Annotated in this window: 15 protein-coding genes and 2 tRNA genes; 3 read left to right on the top strand and 14 right to left on the bottom strand. The window is 69.7% G+C overall.

Annotated features, from left to right (window positions below):
- Positions 1-72 precede the first annotated feature (72 nt).
- Positions 73-1,782, top strand: a complete 1,710-nt coding sequence (gene pknB / locus HGB54_RS00085) for a Stk1 family PASTA domain-containing Ser/Thr kinase (RefSeq protein ID WP_228545848.1) — start codon at positions 73-75, stop codon at positions 1,780-1,782.
- 88 nt (positions 1,783-1,870) lie between these two features.
- Here the strand turns inward: pknB and HGB54_RS00080 are convergent, their stop codons facing one another.
- The 3 genes from HGB54_RS00080 to HGB54_RS00070 are packed head-to-tail and all read right to left on the bottom strand — an operon-like array spanning position 1,871 to position 3,487.
- Positions 1,871-2,530: an anthranilate synthase component II gene (locus tag HGB54_RS00080; protein ID WP_168914649.1), complete on the bottom strand. Its 660-nt coding sequence runs from the start codon at positions 2,528-2,530 to the stop codon at positions 1,871-1,873.
- The gene (locus HGB54_RS00075; RefSeq protein WP_168914648.1) at positions 2,520-2,681 is read right to left on the bottom strand and encodes a hypothetical protein; all 162 of its coding nucleotides are present in this window, start codon (positions 2,679-2,681) and stop codon (positions 2,520-2,522) included. The genes HGB54_RS00080 and HGB54_RS00075 overlap by 11 nt, the downstream gene beginning before the upstream one ends.
- Entirely contained in the window at positions 2,681-3,487 is an 807-nt protein-coding gene (locus tag HGB54_RS00070) for a class E sortase (RefSeq protein ID WP_168914647.1), read from the bottom strand. The genes HGB54_RS00075 and HGB54_RS00070 overlap by 1 nt, the downstream gene beginning before the upstream one ends.
- A 66-nt stretch (positions 3,488-3,553) precedes the next feature.
- Between HGB54_RS00070 and HGB54_RS00065 the strand changes: the two genes are divergently transcribed.
- Positions 3,554-3,790 carry a cell division protein CrgA gene (locus tag HGB54_RS00065; protein ID WP_168914646.1) on the top strand — a complete coding sequence of 79 codons (237 nt, stop codon included), beginning with the start codon at positions 3,554-3,556 and terminating at the stop codon, positions 3,788-3,790.
- 138 nt (positions 3,791-3,928) lie between these two features.
- Here the strand turns inward: HGB54_RS00065 and HGB54_RS00060 are convergent, their stop codons facing one another.
- Positions 3,929-4,777, bottom strand: coding sequence for a rhomboid family intramembrane serine protease (locus tag HGB54_RS00060; RefSeq protein ID WP_168914645.1), 849 nt, complete (start codon positions 4,775-4,777; stop codon positions 3,929-3,931).
- Positions 4,777-5,316: a peptidylprolyl isomerase gene (locus HGB54_RS00055; RefSeq protein WP_168914644.1), complete on the bottom strand. Its 540-nt coding sequence runs from the start codon at positions 5,314-5,316 to the stop codon at positions 4,777-4,779. Before HGB54_RS00055 ends, HGB54_RS00060 begins: the two co-directional genes overlap by 1 nt.
- A 124-nt stretch (positions 5,317-5,440) precedes the next feature.
- On the opposite strand from HGB54_RS00055, the gene HGB54_RS00050 reads away from it, so the two are divergent.
- Entirely contained in the window at positions 5,441-6,031 is a 591-nt protein-coding gene (locus tag HGB54_RS00050; RefSeq protein WP_168914643.1) for a hypothetical protein, read from the top strand.
- 230 nt (positions 6,032-6,261) lie between these two features.
- On the opposite strand, the gene HGB54_RS00045 is transcribed toward HGB54_RS00050, so the two are convergent.
- The 9 genes from HGB54_RS00045 to dnaA all read right to left on the bottom strand — a co-directional run bounded on the left by HGB54_RS00045 (position 6,262) and on the right by dnaA (position 16,770).
- Positions 6,262-6,334: transfer RNA gene (locus tag HGB54_RS00045), tRNA-Ala, on the bottom strand.
- A 137-nt stretch (positions 6,335-6,471) separates the two neighbouring features.
- Positions 6,472-6,545: transfer RNA gene (locus HGB54_RS00040), tRNA-Ile, on the bottom strand.
- A gap of 61 nt (positions 6,546-6,606) precedes the next feature.
- Positions 6,607-7,014: a DUF3566 domain-containing protein gene (locus HGB54_RS00035; RefSeq protein WP_168914642.1), complete on the bottom strand. Its 408-nt coding sequence runs from the start codon at positions 7,012-7,014 to the stop codon at positions 6,607-6,609.
- Positions 7,015-9,588: a DNA gyrase subunit A gene (gyrA, locus tag HGB54_RS00030; RefSeq protein ID WP_168914641.1), complete on the bottom strand. Its 2,574-nt coding sequence runs from the start codon at positions 9,586-9,588 to the stop codon at positions 7,015-7,017.
- Between the two features lie 56 nt (positions 9,589-9,644).
- Positions 9,645-11,666: a DNA topoisomerase (ATP-hydrolyzing) subunit B gene (gene gyrB, locus HGB54_RS00025; RefSeq protein ID WP_168914640.1), complete on the bottom strand. Its 2,022-nt coding sequence runs from the start codon at positions 11,664-11,666 to the stop codon at positions 9,645-9,647.
- A 218-nt stretch (positions 11,667-11,884) separates the two neighbouring features.
- On the bottom strand, positions 11,885-12,394 hold the full coding sequence (locus tag HGB54_RS00020) for a DUF721 domain-containing protein (RefSeq protein ID WP_168914639.1): 510 nt from the start codon (positions 12,392-12,394) through the stop codon (positions 11,885-11,887).
- Complete coding sequence (gene recF, locus HGB54_RS00015) at positions 12,394-13,728, bottom strand: DNA replication/repair protein RecF (protein ID WP_168914638.1); 1,335 nt, start codon at positions 13,726-13,728, stop codon at positions 12,394-12,396. The genes HGB54_RS00020 and recF overlap by 1 nt, the downstream gene beginning before the upstream one ends.
- Positions 13,729-13,737: 9 nt before the next feature.
- Positions 13,738-14,880, bottom strand: coding sequence for a DNA polymerase III subunit beta (dnaN, locus tag HGB54_RS00010; protein ID WP_168914637.1), 1,143 nt, complete (start codon positions 14,878-14,880; stop codon positions 13,738-13,740).
- 474 nt (positions 14,881-15,354) lie between these two features.
- Positions 15,355-16,770 carry a chromosomal replication initiator protein DnaA gene (dnaA, locus tag HGB54_RS00005; protein ID WP_168914636.1) on the bottom strand — a complete coding sequence of 472 codons (1,416 nt, stop codon included), beginning with the start codon at positions 16,768-16,770 and terminating at the stop codon, positions 15,355-15,357.
- Positions 16,771-16,870 lie beyond the last annotated feature (100 nt).

The following is a 16,870-nucleotide window of genomic DNA, read 5'->3' as shown; positions in this document are numbered from 1 at the left end:
GGCCTTCACCCCGAACACCTACACTGACCGCAGCCGAACCCGACCTGTCGGCGGCAGAACACGAGGAGCACAGTGGACGGAGTCGCGCACAGCGAGCGACTGCTGGCCGGCCGGTACCAGCTCGGCGAGCTGATCGGCCGCGGCGGCATGTCCGACGTGCACGCCGCCACCGACTCCCGGCTCGGCCGCCGCGTCGCCGTCAAGCTGCTGAAGTCGAGCCTCGCGAGCGACCCCGTGTTCCGCACCCGGTTCCGCCAGGAGGCCCAGGCCGCGGCGCGCATGGCGCATCCCACGATCGTGCGCGTCTTCGACGCGGGCGAGGAGACCGGCACCGACGGCGCGGGCGACGAGACCGTCGTGCCCTACATCGTCATGGAGTACGTCGACGGCCGCATGCTCAAGGACCTCATCGCCGAGGGCCCACTGCCCGTCGCCGAGGCCTGCCGCATCATCGAGAGCGTGCTCACCGCGCTCGAGTACTCGCACCGGGCCGGCGTCGTGCACCGCGACATCAAGCCGGGCAACATCATGATCACGCCCGCGGGGCAGGTCAAGGTGATGGACTTCGGCATCGCCCGGGCGATCTCCGACTCCTCCGCCACCGTCGCGCAGACCAGCACCATCCTCGGCACGGCCCAGTACTTCTCGCCCGAGCAGGCCCGCGGCGAGACGGTCGACGCCCGCAGCGACCTCTACTCCACCGGCGTCGTGCTGTTCGAGATGCTCACCGGGCGGGCCCCGTTCCGCGGCGAGTCCCCCGTCGCCGTCGCCTACCAGCACGTGAGCGAGGCGCCCGTCGCGCCGAGCGCGCTGAACCCGCAGGTCTCCCCCTCGCTCGACTCGGTCGTGCTGCACGCCCTGGCGAAGGACCGCTTCTCGCGCTTCCAGACCGCGGCCGACTTCCGCGCCGACGTCGCGACCGCCGCCGACGGCCAGGTGCCGCCGCAGCGCGGCGACCTGTCCTCCCCCGACCCCACGGCCAGCCTGTTCGGCGTCAACCCGCAGGCCACCGCGGGCACCGAGGCCGCGATCCGCCAGCTGAGCGTCGACGAGGACGAGCGCCGCACCCGCACGCAGCCGCGGCCGCCCGTCGCCTGGGTCTGGGCGGGCATCACCGTCCTCGCCGTCGTCGTCGCCGCCGTGCTCTTCTGGGCCTTCACCCTCGAGCGCAACAACCTCGAGAACGCCCTCTCCGTCGTCGTGCCCGACATCGTGGGCGAGCAGTACGAGGCGGCCGAGCAGCAGCTCATCGAGGCGAACCTCGAGGCCTCGCCGACGCGCGAGCCGAACGCCGACGTCCCCGAGGGGGAGGTTCTGCGCACCGATCCGAGCGGCGGCATCACCGTCTCGCCGGGGCAGGACGTCATCGTCGTCATCTCCTCCGGCGCCCCCGTCACCGATGTGCCGAGCGTCAACAACATCACGCTCGACGCGGCGCGCGCCGCCCTCGAGAGCCGCGGCCTCGTCCTCGGCACGGTGACGTCCGAGAACTCCCCCACCGTGCCGCAGGACGTCGTCGTGCGCAGCGACCCGGCCGGCGGCACCTCGCTGCGGCAGGGCAGCACCATCAACCTCATCGTCTCCAGCGGCCTCGTCACCGTGCCCGACGTGCGCGGGCTCGCCGTCGGCGAGGCCATCACGCAGCTGAGCACCCAGCTGCAGCTCACGGTCACCCCCGAGGGCGACTTCTCCTGCTCGGGCGGCGGGGTCACGGGGCAGTCGCTGCCGCCGGGCGACCAGCCGCAGGGCTCCTCGGTGACGCTGCGCTACTGCGCCAACTAGGCGCGGCGGGCGGCGCTCGACCGGGAGGTCGCGCCGGCCGGCTCGCCGAGGGCGGGGTGGATGCGCGCGGCGCGCGGGCGCTCCGGCCTCAGGGGCGGCGTGCGCCGAGCGAGACCAGCGGGCTCAGGCCCTCGGCCGCGACGCGGGCCTCGGACAGGCCGGCCTCCGCGAGCCAGTTGCCGAGCATCCGGTAGCCGCCCTCGGTGAGCACCGACTCGGGGTGGAACTGCACGCCGTGCACGGGGGCCTCGCGGTGCCGCACGCCCATGATGACGCCGCCCTCGGTGCGCGCGGTGACCTCGAGCTCATCGGGAACGGTGCCGTCGACGACGGCGAGCGAGTGGTAGCGCGTCGCGCGGAAGTGCTCGGGCACGCCCGCGAACAGCATGCTGCCGTCGTGGTGCACCTGCGAGGTCTTGCCGTGCATGAGCTCCTCGGCGTGGGTGACCGTCGCACCGAGCGCCTCGGCGATCGCCTGGTGCCCGAGGCAGACGCCGAGCAGCGGGGTGCGGGTCGCGATGGCGGAGTGCACGACGGGGATAGAGACGCCCGCCTCGGCAGGGGCGCCGGGGCCGGGCGAGACGAGCACCGCGTCGTACTCGGCGATGAGCTCGGCCGATGCGGACCCCTCGACGACGTCGTTGCGCACCACCGTGGTCTCCGCCCCGAGCTGCTGCAGGTAGCCGTCGAGGGTGTAGACGAAGCTGTCGTAGTTGTCGATGACGAGAACGCGCACGCTAGAGGTCACCCACGGTGACGTCCTGCGGGAGCAGGGTGTCGGCCGCCCACGGGAACACCCAGGTCACCAGGGCCGCGAGCGCGGCCGCCGCGAGCACGATCAGCAGGATCACCCGCACCCACGCCGGGCCGGGTAGCACCCGCCAGAGCGCCGCGTACATCAGGCGCCCACCGAGCCGTTGTCGATGACCTCGGCGGGGGCGCCGCCCTCGCGCGGGTACCAGGCCGTCATGACGGCGTATCCGATGGCGCGCTCGGCGGCCGAGAAGAGCGGGTGGCAGGTGGTCATGGTGAGGATGCGCTCCGTGGGTTCGGCGCCGGGCTGGCGGGGTACCGGCTCGAGCACGTCGACCGCGCTCGGGGCCACGATCTCCGAGCTGCGGACCGCGTACTGATACCAGCCGGCCTCGGTCTCGATGTAGATGCTGTCGTCGGCCCGCAGTTCGAGGATGCGGTTGAAGGGCGCGCCGTAGGTCGTCCGGTGCGCGGCGACGGCGAAGTTGCCGACCGCCCCGGGCATCGCCGTGCCGGGGTAGTGGCCGATGCCGGTCTCGACGTCGTTGAGCACCGCGCGCAGTTCGACACCCTGCGCGATCGTGCGCACGTAGTCGGCGCCGAATCGGGGGATCAGCATGGTGCCGAAGCGATCAGCGACGGCCCCGGGCTCCTCGAGCACCGGCGCGATCGCGAGATCCTGCGGCGTTCCGGCGACCGGCCCGCCGTCCGTCGAGGGCGGTTCGTCGACCTGCCACTGCTCCCGCAGCTCCTGCCCCGCCTCGTTCTGCGCCGAGCCGGCGATGACGTCGCCGAGCCACAGGTACCAGCCGAGGAAGAGCAGCACGATCACCCCGGCGGTCATGATCAGCTCGCCCAGCACCCCCAGCACGGAGGCGCGGCGATGCGCCACGGGACGCCGCCGCCGGGCGCGGACCTGCGCGCGACGGGGGGCGGTCGTCGGGGCGGTCATGGCCACAGTGTAATGGCCGCACCCGAGCGCATTCCGGCTCAGCGGCACCGCGGGTACAATGGCGCCATGGCCCGAGGAACGAGCACCCTAGACAGCGCCGGCACGCCCAGCGGCAAGGACGCCCTCAACCCGGTCTGGTTCAAGCCGGTGATGTTCGGCTTCATGCTCGTCGGGCTGCTGTGGATCATCGTCTACTACCTCAGCGGCACCTCGTGGCCCGTGCCGCAGTTCGGCGCCTGGAACATCATGGTCGGCTTCGGCATCATGTTCATCGGCTTCCTCATGACGACCCGCTGGCGCTGACCCACCCCTCGTCACTCCTGCCGCCATCCCGGCCGCACCCCCCGAAGAGGGGGTCGAATAACACCGGTGTGATTATCCCCAGTGTGGAATCACCTGTGGATAACTCCTCGTCCCATGCCGGAGAGCTCTCGCAGCGCGCTACAGCAGCGCGAATCGCAGCACTGTCATCGCGATGAGCAGCGCGCCCGCGGCGGCGATGAGGCCGACCTGCAGCCGCTGCTGCGCCGGCCGCCGCATGCGCACCATGATGAGCGCGAGGAGAGCGCCGACGGCGAGCCCGCCCACGTGCGCCTGCCACGAGACGTTCGGCACGATGAAGCCGAGCCCGAGGTTGAGGCCGATGAGCACGATGAACTGGATGCTGCTGCCGCCCAGCCGCCGCTGGATGACGAAGAACGCTCCGAACAGGCCGAAGATCGCGCCCGAAGCGCCGATCACGAAGGTGGCCGGCGCCAGGTAGAGCACGGCGACCGAGCCGCCGAGCGCCGACAGCAAGTAGACGGCCAGCAGTCGTGCTCGCCCGATGAAGGATTCCACCAGCGGCCCCAGGACGAACAGGGCGTACATGTTGAACAGCAGGTGGAAGATCGAGCCGGGGCTGTGCACGAGGGCCGCGGTGAGCATCCGCCACGGCTGATCGAGCGTCAGCACCGGTGCGTAGCCGAGCGCGTTGGTGACGACGCCGCCGCTGATGAGCTGCAGCACGTACACCGCGAGGGTCACCGCGATGATCGAGTAGGTGACGACGGGCGTGCTCGAGCCGCGGCGGAAGGCCCGGGCCATCGGCGAGGCGGTGCGGGGGGCGGATGCTCGTGCCGCGGCCGTGCACTCGGGGCAGTGCACCCCCACCGCCGCCGGGGTCTGGCACTCGCCGCAGATCGTGCGGCCGCAGCGCTGGCACCGCGCGAAGGAGGGGCGGTCGGCGTGCCGGTAGCAGACCGAGGGGCCTGCCGCGGCGGCCGCGCCGCCCTCCTCCGGGTGGGTCATCAGACCTCGACGACGTCGATGCTCGTGATGGTGACGTCGGTCAGCGGCTTGTCGCGCCCGTCGGTCGGGGTCGCCTCGATGGCGTCGACGACCTTGCGCGACTCGTCGTCGGCGACGACGCCGAAGATCGTGTGGTTGCCGTTCAGCCACGGGGTGGGGATGGTCGAGATGAAGAACTGCGAGCCGTTGGTGCCCTTGCCGCCGCGCTTGCCGGCGTTGGCCATGGCGAGCAGGTAGGGCTCGGAGAACTGCAGCTCGGGGTGGATCTCGTCGTCGAACTCGTAGCCCGGCCCGCCGATGCCCTGACCGAGGGGGTCGCCGCCCTGGATCATGAACTCCTTGATGATGCGGTGGAAGATCACGCCGTCGTAGAGCGGCTTCGTGCTCTTCTCCCCGGTGGAGGGGTGGGTCCACTCGATGGTGCCCGTGGCGAGGCCGACGAAGTTCTTGACGGTCTTGGGCGCGTGGTTCCCGAACAGGTTGATGCGGATGTCGCCGAGGGTCGTGTGGACGGTCGCGACTGCAGTGTGGATCGACATGGCTACCATTCTCCCACGGGGCCTCGTTGGCGCTTCCTGAGCATCTGATCCTCGCGGGTTGGGTGCGAGCAGGGACAGTGCCAGGATGGGGGCGACACCGATCGCCACCCTTTGGAGGACCGTCATGGGACTGTCACGCAAGCGCCGCCGCGAATTGAAGAAGCTGCGGGGAGCCGCCGAGAACGTCTGGGGTGAGCAGCGCGAGGTTCTGGATCACGCCGCGAAGGTTCTCCGCTCCGCGGGCGTCACCGTCGGCGACGTCGCCCGCCGGGACGTCGCACCCCGGGTCCGCGACTCGTACGACCGCCGCCTCGCCCCCGCCGTCGACTCGACCGTAGGCGCCGTGCGCCACGCCGGCCACGTCACGAAGCACACCCTCACCGACGACGTCGTGCCGGCCGTGACCGGGGCCGTCGGCTCCGCGCTCGCCGCGCTCGAGGTCGCCCGCGACAAGCACCTGCGCGAGGCCATCAAGACGGCATCCCGCGCGAGCCAGGAGGTCGCCACGAAGGCCGGCCAGCGCCTGGGCCTCGTCGAGGTGAAGCCGAAGCACGGGCCCGGCACGTTCATCCTCATCGGTCTCGGCGTCGTCGCGGTCGCCGGCATCGCCTACGCGGCCTGGCAGACGCTGCGCCCCGACGACGACCTCTGGGTCGAGGACGAGCCCGAGCCGGGCGAGGCCCCCACGACGGCGCGCCCCACGCCCGCCGTCTGAGCCCCTCGCACCACCGAACGGCGCCCTCCGGGGCGCCGTTCCTCGTTAACGAGAAACCGGCGCGAACGCGGCGCAGGGATCAGCCCGACCCGCCCGCACGAGAAGCTTCCCGACTCACCGACGAGCCGGATGCGAGCATCCCGGCCCCGGCGGAGCGGAGCGTCGTGACCGCGCTCATGACGCGAAGCGAACGTCACGCCGCAGAAGCGGCGGCGTGGCAGAAAACACCGTGGAGCCTAGGAGAATCGAACTCCTGACCTCCTGCTTGCAAAGCAGGCGCTCTACCAATTGAGCTAAGGCCCCGTGCATCCCACCCTACAGAGGCTGCTGCGCCGGTGCAGGTGCTCGCACACTCACGTCGGACGCGGAGCGTCGCGACCGCGCTCGTGACGCGAAGCGAGCGTCACGCCGCAGTAGCGGCGGCGGGACAATAAATGCAGTGGGGATACGAGGACTTGAACCTCGGACCTCTTCGTTATCAGCGAAGCGCTCTAACCGCCTGAGCTATATCCCCGTGGACCGAGGACGACTGTACACGACCCGGCCACCTCACCCGTAATCGGGCGAGGGTGCGATCAGTTGTTGGTGAAGCCGACGAGCAGGCCGCCGGTGAAGCGCACGCTGAGGTTGTACAGCAGCGCGCCGATGGCGCCGAGCGCGGTGCCGCCGACGACGTTGAGCACGGCGACGACGCCGGCGAAGAGCATCACCTGGGGCAGGGCGAGGAACGAGGTGAGGCTGGCGGCGCTCTCGCCGAGGATGCTCGTCAGCAGTTCCTGCGCCTCGCCGATGACGCCCACGCTCGAGATGACGACCCAGACGAAGAACGTGGCGACGAGCAGCACGACCGCACCGCAGACGGCGAGGAGGAACGAGAGCTTCACCGCCGACCAGAAGTCGACGTACACGAGCTTGAGGCGCACCTGCTTGGTGGGCACGGAGCGCTGCGACTTGCGCTGCAGCTTCTCGGCGACGGTACTCACTTAGGCGTCCTTCCCGGCCTCGTCGACCGCGTCGGTCGCCGGGGCGTCAACGGCGGACGGGTCGTCCACCGGTTCAGTGTCGGATTCTTCCAGGTTCCGCTCGCTGTTGCGCGCGATCGCGATGATGCGGTCGTCCTCGGCGAGTCGCGCGAAGACGACGCCCATGGTGTCGCGGCCCTTGGCGGGCACCTCGGAGACGGCGGAGCGGACGACCTTGCCGCTGGCGAGCACGACGAGCACCTCGTCGTCGTCGCCGACGATGATGCCGCCGGCGAGACCGCCGCGGTCGTCGTTCAGCTTGGCCACCTTGATGCCGAGGCCGCCGCGGCCCTGCACGCGGTACTGGTCGACGGCGGTGCGCTTGGCGTAGCCGCCCTCGGTGACGACGAAGACCGATCCGCCGTCGTGCACGACGGAGGCGGAGAGCAGGTGGTCGTCGCCGCGGAAGGTCATGCCCATGACGCCGGAGGTGGAGCGGCCCATGGGGCGCAGGGCCGAGTCGCCGGCGGTGAAGCGCACCGACATGCCGCCGCGCGAGATGAGGAGGATGTCGCTGTCGTCCTCGACGAGCATCGCCGAGACGAGCTCGTCGCCCTCGCGCAGGTTGATGGCGATGATGCCGCCCGTGCGGTTGGTGTCGTACTCGGTGAGCGCGGTCTTCTTGACGAGGCCGCGGCGGGTGGCGAGCACGAGGTACGGCGCGGCGGAGTAGTCGCGGATGTCGAGGATCTGCGCGATCTCCTCCCCCGGCTGCAGGGCGAGCAGGTTGGCGACGTGCTGGCCGCGGGCGTCGCGCCCGGCCTCCTGCACCTCGTAGGCCTTGAGCCGGTAGACCCGGCCGGTGGTGGTGAGGAACAGCAGCCAGTGGTGGGTGGTCGTCACGAAGAAGTGCTCGACGACGTCGTCGGCCCGCAGCTGCGCGCCCTTGACGCCCTTGCCGCCGCGGTGCTGCGAGCGGTAGTTGTCGCTGCGCGTGCGCTTGATGTACCCGCCGCGGGTGACGGTGACGACCATCTCCTCCTCGGGGATGAGGTCCTCGACGCTCATGTCGCCGTCGAAGCCGAACATGATCTCGGTGCGGCGGTCGTCGCCGTACTTGGCGACGATCTCGCCGAGCTCGTCGGAGACGATGGTGCGCTGGCGCTCGGGGCTGGCGAGGATCTCCTTGTAGTCGGCGATGAGCCGCTCGAGCTCCTCCGCCTGCTCCTGGATCTTCTGCCGCTCGAGGGCGGCGAGGCGGCGCAGCTGGAGGCTGAGGATGGCGTTGGCCTGCAGCTCGTCGACGTCGAGCAGCTCCTGCAGGCCGTCGCGGGCCTCCTCGACGGTGGGCGAGCGGCGGATCAGGGCGATGACCTCGTCGAGAGCATCCAGCGCCTTGAGGTAGCCGCGCAGGATGTGGGCGTCCGCCTCGGCCTTGTCGAGCCTGTACTGGGTGCGCCGGACGATGACCTCGATCTGGTGCGCCGTCCACAGCGTGATGAAGCCGTCGATCGGCAGAGTGCGGGGCACGCCGTCGACGATCGCGAGCATGTTGGCGCCGAAGTTGTCCTGCAGCGGGGTGTGCTTGTAGAGGTTGTTGAGCACGACCTTCGCGATGGCGTCGCGCTTGAGCACGATGACGAGGCGCTGACCGGTGCGGCCCGAGGACTCGTCGCGGATGTCGGCGATGCCGGTGAGGCGGCCCTCCTTGACGAGGTCGGCGATCTTGATCGCGAGGTTGTCGGGGTTCACCTGGTACGGCAGCTCGGTGATGACGAGGCAGGTGCGGTTCTGGATCTCCTCGACCGTCACCACCGCGCGCATCGTGATCGAGCCGCGGCCGGTGCGGTAGGCGTCCTGGATGCCCTTGATGCCGAGGATCTGCGCGCCGGTCGGGAAGTCGGGCCCCTTGATGCGCTGCAGGGTCGCGTCGAGCAGCTCCTCGCGCGAGGCGTCGGGGTTCTCGAGGTGCCAGAGCGCGGCCGAGGCCACTTCGCGCAGGTTGTGCGGCGGGATGTTCGTGGCCATGCCGACGGCGATGCCCACGGAGCCGTTGACGAGCAGGTTGGGGAACCGGGAGGGCAGGATGCTCGGCTCGCGCGTGCGGCCGTCGTAGTTGTCCTGGAAATCGACCGTGTTCTCCTCGATGTCCCGCACCATCTCCATGGCGAGCGGAGCCATCTTGGTCTCGGTGTACCGGGGGGCGGCCGCGCCGTCGTTGCCCGGCGAGCCGAAGTTGCCCTGGCCCGAGGCGAGCGGGTACCGCATGCTCCACGGCTGCACGAGGCGCACGAGGGCGTCGTAGATCGCCGAGTCGCCGTGCGGGTGGAACTGGCCCATGACGTCGCCGACGACGCGCGAGCACTTCGAGAAGGCCTTATCGGGCCGGTAGCCGCCGTCGAACATCGCGTAGAGCACGCGGCGGTGCACGGGCTTGAGCCCGTCGCGCACGTCGGGCAGCGCGCGCCCGACGATGACGCTCATCGCGTAGTCGAGGTACGAGCGCTGCATCTCGAGCTGCAGGTCGACCTGGTTGACCTTGCCGCCGGGGCCGGGGCTGGTGCTGTCGTCGACGTCGGTGATGTCGTCGGCCATGTGTCACGTCCTCAATCGGGAGGGGGAGAAATGGGGGGTGGGGGCGGGATGCTCGACTAGATGTCGAGGAACCGCACATCCTTCGCGTTCTGCTGGATGAAGGTGCGGCGCGACTCGACGTCCTCGCCCATCAGGGTCGAGAAGACCGAGTCGGCGATCGCGGCGTCGTCGAGCGTCACCTGCAGCAGCGTGCGGGTGTCGGGGTTCATCGTGGTCTCCCACAGCTCCTGGTGGTTCATCTCGCCGAGACCCTTGTATCGCTGCACGCCGTTGTCCTTCGGGATGCGCCGGCCCGCGGCGAGGCCGGCCTCGAGCAGGGCATCCCGCTCGCGGTCGCTGAAGACGTACTCGTGGTCGGCGTTCGTCCACTTCAGGCGGTACAGCGGCGGCTGCGCGAGGTAGACGTAGCCGTTCTCGATGAGCGGCCGCATGTAGCGGAAGAGCAGGGTGAGCAGCAGCGTGGTGATGTGCTGGCCGTCGACATCGGCATCGGCCATGAGCACGATCTTGTGGTACCGCACCTTCGCCGCGTCGAACTCCTCGCCGATGCTCGCGCCGAAGGCGGTGACCATCGCCTGGATCTCGGCGTTGCCGAGCGCGCGATCGAGGCGCGCCTTCTCGACGTTGAGGATCTTGCCGCGCAGGGGCAGGATCGCCTGCGTCTCGGGGTTGCGGCCCTGGACGGCCGAGCCGCCGGCCGAATCGCCCTCGACGATGAAGATCTCGCTGAGCGAGGGATCCTTCGACTGGCAGTCCTTGAGCTTGCCGGGCATGCCGCCCGACTCGAGCAGGCCCTTGCGGCGGGTCTGCTCGCGCGCCTTGCGCGCCGCGAGGCGGGCCGAGGCGGCGAATTGCGCCTTGCGGATGACGTCCTTCGCCTGGCCGGGGTTGCGCTCGAACCAGTCGCCGAGGAACTCGCCGGTGACCTTCTGCACGAAGGACTTCGCCTCGGTGTTGCCGAGCTTCGTCTTGGTCTGGCCCTCGAACTGCGGCTCGCCGAGCTTGATGGAGACGACGGCGGTCAATCCCTCGCGCACGTCGTCGCCGGAGAGGTTCTCCTCCTTCTCCTTCAGCAGGCCCTTCTCGCGCGCGTAGCGGTTGACGAGCGTCGTCAGCGCCGCCCGGAACCCCTCCTCGTGCGTGCCGCCCTCGTGGGTGTTGATCGTGTTCGCGTAGGTGTGCACGCTCTCGCTGTAGGCGGTCGTCCACTGCATCGCGACCTCGAGGGCGATGCGGCGCTCGGTGTCCTCCGACTCGAAGGAGATGATCTCGGGGTGCACGACCTCGATCTTCTTCGAGGAGTTCAGGAACTGCACGTAGTCGACGAGGCCCTGCTCGTAGAGGAACTCCTCGCGGCGCGGGCCGGCCTCGGTCGCCGCCGCATCGAGGGCGGGGGTGCCCTCGAGCTCCTCCGGGTCGGCGTCGTGCGCGCGCTCGTCGGTGATCGCGATGCGCAGGCCCTTGTTGAGGAAGGCCATCTGCTGGAAGCGGTTGCGCAGCGTCTCGTAGTCGAAGTGGACGGTCTCGAAGATCTCGTCGTTCGGCCAGAACGTGATGGTGGTGCCGTTCTCGGTCGAGGCCTCGCCCTTCTCGAGCGGGGCATCCGGCACGCCGTGCTGATAGCTCTGGCGGTAGACCGCCCCCTGACGGCGCACCTCGACCTCGAGCTTCTGCGAGAGGGCGTTGACGACCGAGCTGCCGACGCCGTGCAGGCCGCCGGAGACGGCGTAGCCGCCGCCGCCGAACTTGCCGCCCGCGTGGAGGATCGTGAGCACGACCTCGACGGTCGACTTCTTCTCGACGGGGTGGATGTCGACGGGGATGCCGCGGCCGTTGTCGACGACGCGCACGGCGCCGTCGGCGAGGATCGTCACCTCGATGGAGTCGCAGAAGCCGGCGAGCGCCTCGTCGACCGAGTTGTCGACGATCTCGTAGACGAGGTGGTGAAGGCCGCGCGGGCCGGTGGAGCCGATGTACATGCCCGGGCGCTTGCGCACCGCCTCGAGCCCTTCGAGCACCTGGATCTGGTTCGCGCCGTACGCCTCATCCGACTCGGGGGTGGAGGGGGTGGTGGTCATATGGAATTGCGCTCCCGACGGTTGATCTCGCCCGATCGGGCACGCGGATCGACCATGAGGGTCGAGCGTGCGAGTCGATCAGGGACTCTGCGGCCGACCGTCGACCCCGAACGGGGGTCGTCGACGACCGTTCGATCCTACCAAGAAACGGGCCCTCACCGGCGTCAGAACGGCTCTCTGGGGAGATTTCGTCACCCGCCCGGGGTGATTCGCCGTCGTCAGCCGTACGTGTCTCTGGGGCCGCGACCGGGAATCGATCGGGGGCCCCGCTTCCAGCTCGGTGCGCCCGGTCCGTCGAAGCGGATGCTCGTCACCTGCGCATCCGGATAGCGGCGCAGGATCGTCGTGAGGATCTCGGCCCGCATGAGCCGCAGCTGCGTCGCCCACGCCGTCGAATCGCACTGCACCGTGAGCACCTCGTCCTCGATGCCGACGGGCTGGGAGTGCGCGGCGACGTCGGGGCCGACGAGGTCGGGCCAGTCGAGCAGCAGCTCGCCCTTCGCCAGCGGCGATAACCAGCCCATGCGCCGGGTCATCCCCTCGAGCACGTCGCCGAGTCCCGACGCATCACGCCCGACGCCGAACGGGGCGGAATCGGTGCGGTCGCGCTTCGCGGCCGCGCGCTTGCGCCCGTCGCGCGAGCGCAGCGCCGGATCGCCGAAGATGCCGCGCAGGCGCTGGTACACCGCCGAGGCCTCCGAGTCCTCGCCGTCCGGACGCCGCGCCATCACTCCCGGCCCTCCGGGTCGCCCGCCACGGTCACCGGTGTCGAATCCGCCTCGCTATCCGCAGCGCCGGGAAGCTGATCGTCGGATGTGTTTATCGCACTCTTCTCCCCAGGGTTATCCACACCTGTGGGAACGGTGGCGGCGAGCGGCGTCGCGGGCTCCGGCACGGTGGCGGCCGACGGGGCGGCATCCGGCTCGACGATGGCGCCCGCCGCGATCGTCACGGTCGTCGCGCGCAGCCGGGCCGGCACATCGCCGCCGACCGCCGCGGTGATGAGCACCTGCTCGAAGTCGCCGACCGCGTCCGCGAGCCGCTCGCGCCGGCCCTCGTCGAGCTCGGCGAAGACGTCGTCGAGCACGAGCACCGGATCGCCGGCCACGGCCTCGGCCCGCAGCACCTGGGCGGAGGCGAGCTTGAGGGCGAGCGCGAACGACCAGCTCTCGCCGTGGCTGGCGTAGCCGCGGGCGGGCAGACCGTTGAGCTCCAGCACGAGGTCGTCGCGGTGCGGGCCGACGAGGGTGACCGCGCGATCCAGCTCGGCGCGCCGGCGGGCGGCGACCGCGGCGCGGAACCGCTCGCGCACCACATCGACCTCGAGCGGGGCATCCTCATCGAACGAGGGGACGCCGCTCTCGCCGTCGATCGACACCTGCAGCCCGACGCGCACCGCGTGATCATCGCCCGCGACCGCGCGGTAGGCCTGCCCGATGAAGGGTCGCAGCGCGGAGACGAGCTCGTGCCGCGCGATCATGAGCTCGGTGCCGAGCTCGACGAGCCGGTCGTCCCACACGTCGAGCGTGGTGAGCGCGTCGGCCGGGATGCGCGATGCCCGCGCCGACTTCAGCAGCGAGTTGCGCTGCCGCAGCACGCGGTCGTAATCGGCCATGACGCCGGCGAAGCGCGGGGTGCGCTGCACGACGAGGGTGTCGAGGAACGCGCGGCGACCCGAGGGCTCGCCGCGCACGAGCGCGAGATCCTCGGGGGCGAAGAGCACGCTCGAGAAGTACCGGGGCAGCTCGCGCACGCGGATGGCACCGCGGTTCACCTGCGCCTTGTTGGCACCGGTGCGGTTGATCTGCACCTCGACGACGAGCGCGCGGTCCTCGTGCTGCACCCGCATGCGCACGATCGCGGCCTCGGCGCCGAAGCGCACGAGCGCCTGGTCGGTCGAAACGCGGTGCGAGGAGACGGTGCTCGCGTAGCCGATCGCCTCGACGAGGTTGGTCTTGCCCTGCCCGTTGCGCCCGACGAACAGGACGGTTCCGGGGGCGAGCTCGACTTCGGCCCGCCCGTAGTTGCGGAAGTCGACGAGCGAGAGGTGGGTGACGTGCACGCGGGGGCGCTACCGCAGCAGCAGGTTCGGCTGCAGCAGGTAGCGGTAGTTGTCGGCGCCGGGCTGGTCCTTCGACGACTGGCTCGTGATGAGCACGGGCCCGGGCTTGTTCGGGTTGTCGGTCTTCGTGAACGAGATGCGCACGAACTCGCTGTGCACGGCGGCGAGTCCGTCGATGAGGAACTGCGGCTTGAGGGAGACGACCGTGTCGACGCCGACGAGATGCGCGTCGATCGTCTCGGAGGCCTGCGCGTTCTCGCTGCCGAGGGCCTCGAGGGTCAGGCCGTCGACCGAGAAGCTGTAGCGCAGAGCGGCGTCGCGCTCGAGCACGAGGGAGACGCGGCGGGTGGCCTCGATGAGCTCGGCGGTGCTCATGACCGCGTAGTTGTCGACCGTCTCGGGGAAGAGCCGCTTCACGGGCGGGAAGTTGCCCTTGATGAGCAGCGAGGTGACGGTCTTCTCGGCCGAGGAGAACGCGATGAGCTCGCGGTCGCCGCCGGAGACGATCGTGACGGTCACCTGCGTCGTGTGGGAGAAGATCTTGCCGATCTCGGACAGGGTGCGCGAGGGCACGAGAGCCGTGACGCCCTCGGCCACGGCCGAGGACTCCCAGTCGATCTCGCGGACGGCGACGCGATAGCGGTCGGTCGCGACGAGCGACAGGCGGTTGTCGGCGATCTCGAGCTGCACGCCGGTGATGACTGGGGTCACGTCGTCGCGCGAGGCGGCCACGGCCACCTGGCCGACCGCGTCGGCGAAGGAGTCGCCGGGCAGCACGCCGCTCGGGCCGTCCACGACAGGAAGGCTGGGGTACTCCTCGACCGGCATCATCGAGAGCGTGAAGCGCGCGGTGCCGCAGCGCACGACGATCTTGCTCTCCTCACGGGTGAACTCCACCGGGGCGTTCGGCAGGCGAGAGGCGATGTCGCTGAGCAGCCGGCCGGAGACGAGCACCGTGCCGCCCTCCTCGATGTCGGCCGTGACCTGGGTCTGCGCCGAGACCTCGTAGTCGAAGCTCGAGAGCGTGAGGGTGTCGCCCTCGGCGCGCAGCAGCACGCCGCTCAGGATCGGCAGGGTGGTGCGCTGGGGAAGCAGCTTGACGGCGAACGACACGGCATCGGCGAACACATCGCGATTGACCTGGAACTTCACGCGGCTGCCTCTCGGTATGACAAGAAAATCCGCACGGTGGAGCGCGGGTTCCCATAGTGGCACACTGCGGCCACGGGGGAACGTGTCGTTCGCCGACCCCGTCAGGGTTATCCCCTCGAGCTTGAATGAAGAACGAAGAGCAACAGCATTAACGGTTGTGCACAGTGTGGATAACTCGGTGGAAAGCCGGGAAAACCGGGAAACCACACGCGTGTGATTTGTGGACAGGTCTCGGGAAGGGTCACGAGGTTAAGGGGATGGTCGGCGGCCGATCGGGATGCTCCCCCACAGGCCGAGGCCCTGAATCCACAATCCGTCACCACCGTCATCCCCAGTTATCCACAGGCTGTCAACAGTGTGCGAAACCACCCCTGAACCTGGCAGGAACCTGTGGGAGAGCGACGAAACGGCCCGGGCGTGAGCCCGGGCCGCATCCCGGATCGCGCCAGGAGAAGGGGATGTGGAGCCGCTGAATCAGCTGTAGCGGTGGTTCTGCTTGATGCGGCTGGTGAGCTCCGTCACCTGGTTGTAGATGGAGCGGCGCTCCTTCATGAGCTCGCTGATCTTCTTGTTCGCGTACATCACCGTCGTGTGATCGCGGTTGCCGAACAGCTGGCCGATCTTCGGCAGCGACAGGTTCGTCAGCTCCCGGCAGAGGTACATCGCGATCTGCCGGGCCGTGGCGACCGCCTGCGAGCGGGAGGACCCGTAGAGGTCGTCGACCGTGAGCTTGAAGTAGGCCGCGGTGTGATTGATGATGTCGACCGGCGCGATGACGTTGTCCTCGTCGAGTGTGATGAGGTCTTTCAGCACGGTCTGCACGAGCTGCATGTCGACGGGCGTGCGGTTGAGGTTCGCGAAGGCCGTCACCCGGATGAGGGTGCCCTCGAGCTCGCGGATGTTGCTCGACACCTTCGAGGCGATGTACTCGAGCACGTCGTCCCGCACCTGCAGCTTGTCGTTCTGCGCCTTCTTGCGCAGGATCGCGATGCGGGTCTCGAGGTCGGGCGCCTGCACGTCGGTGATGAGGCCCCACTCGAAGCGGCTGCGCATCCTGTCCTCGAAGCCCGTGAGGTGCTTCGGCGGCAGGTCGCTCGTGATCACGACCTGCTTGTTGTGGTCGTGCAGCGTGTTGAAGGTGTGGAAGAAGGCCTCCTGCGTGGAGTCCTTGCCCTGCAGGAACTGGATGTCGTCGATCAGCAGGATGTCGATCTCGCGGTACCGCGACTGGAACAGGCTCGCCCGGTTGTTCGCGATCGAGTTGATGAAGTCGTTGGTGAACTCCTCCGAGCTCACGTAGCGCACGCGGATGCCCGGGTACAGGCTCTCGGCGTAGTGGCCGATCGCGTGCAGCAGGTGGGTCTTGCCCAAGCCGGACTCGCCGTAGACGAAGAGCGGGTTGTACGCCTTGGCCGGCGCCTCCGCCACGGCGACCGCGGCGGCGTGGGCGAAGCGGTTCGAGCCGCCGATGACGAAGTTGTCGAAGCTGTACTTCGGGTTCAGGCGGCTGTCGCTGCGCCGATCGTTGACGTTCGCGGGCGTCGGGGAGGAGGCCTGGTCGATGTAGGGGGCCTGCTGCGGCTCGACCGCCTCGGGCGCGCTCTCGAAGCCGTCGTGCTGGATCTCGGGGTTGACGACGATCGCGAAGCTCGACACGGTCTCGCCGGCGACGGTCGAGAGCGCCGAGAGCAGGGGCAGCCGGATGCGCTGCTCGAGCATGCCGCGGGTGAGCTCGTTCGGCACCTCGAGGTAGAGGGTGCCCGCCATGACGCCGCGCGGTTCGACGAGGGCGATGAAGCCGTGCAGCTGCGGAGTGATGCGCTCATCGGCGGTGAGCGTCGACTTCACCGATCGCCAGAGCAGCTCGGTGGAATCGGCGTCATCGGACATCGATGGTCTCCTCGCTGCGGGGATGGGGACGGGCGGATCTGCGGTGGTGCCGGAACGGTCATGCGCTCGGCGGCAGCACGGTTCACCGCGGCTCGTCGGT

The organism is Microcella flavibacter (assembly GCF_012530535.1).
Taxonomy (GTDB): domain Bacteria; phylum Actinomycetota; class Actinomycetes; order Actinomycetales; family Microbacteriaceae; genus Microcella; species Microcella flavibacter.
Note: the sequence above shows the minus strand (reverse complement) of the source record. Positions and strands in the feature narration are given on the sequence as shown.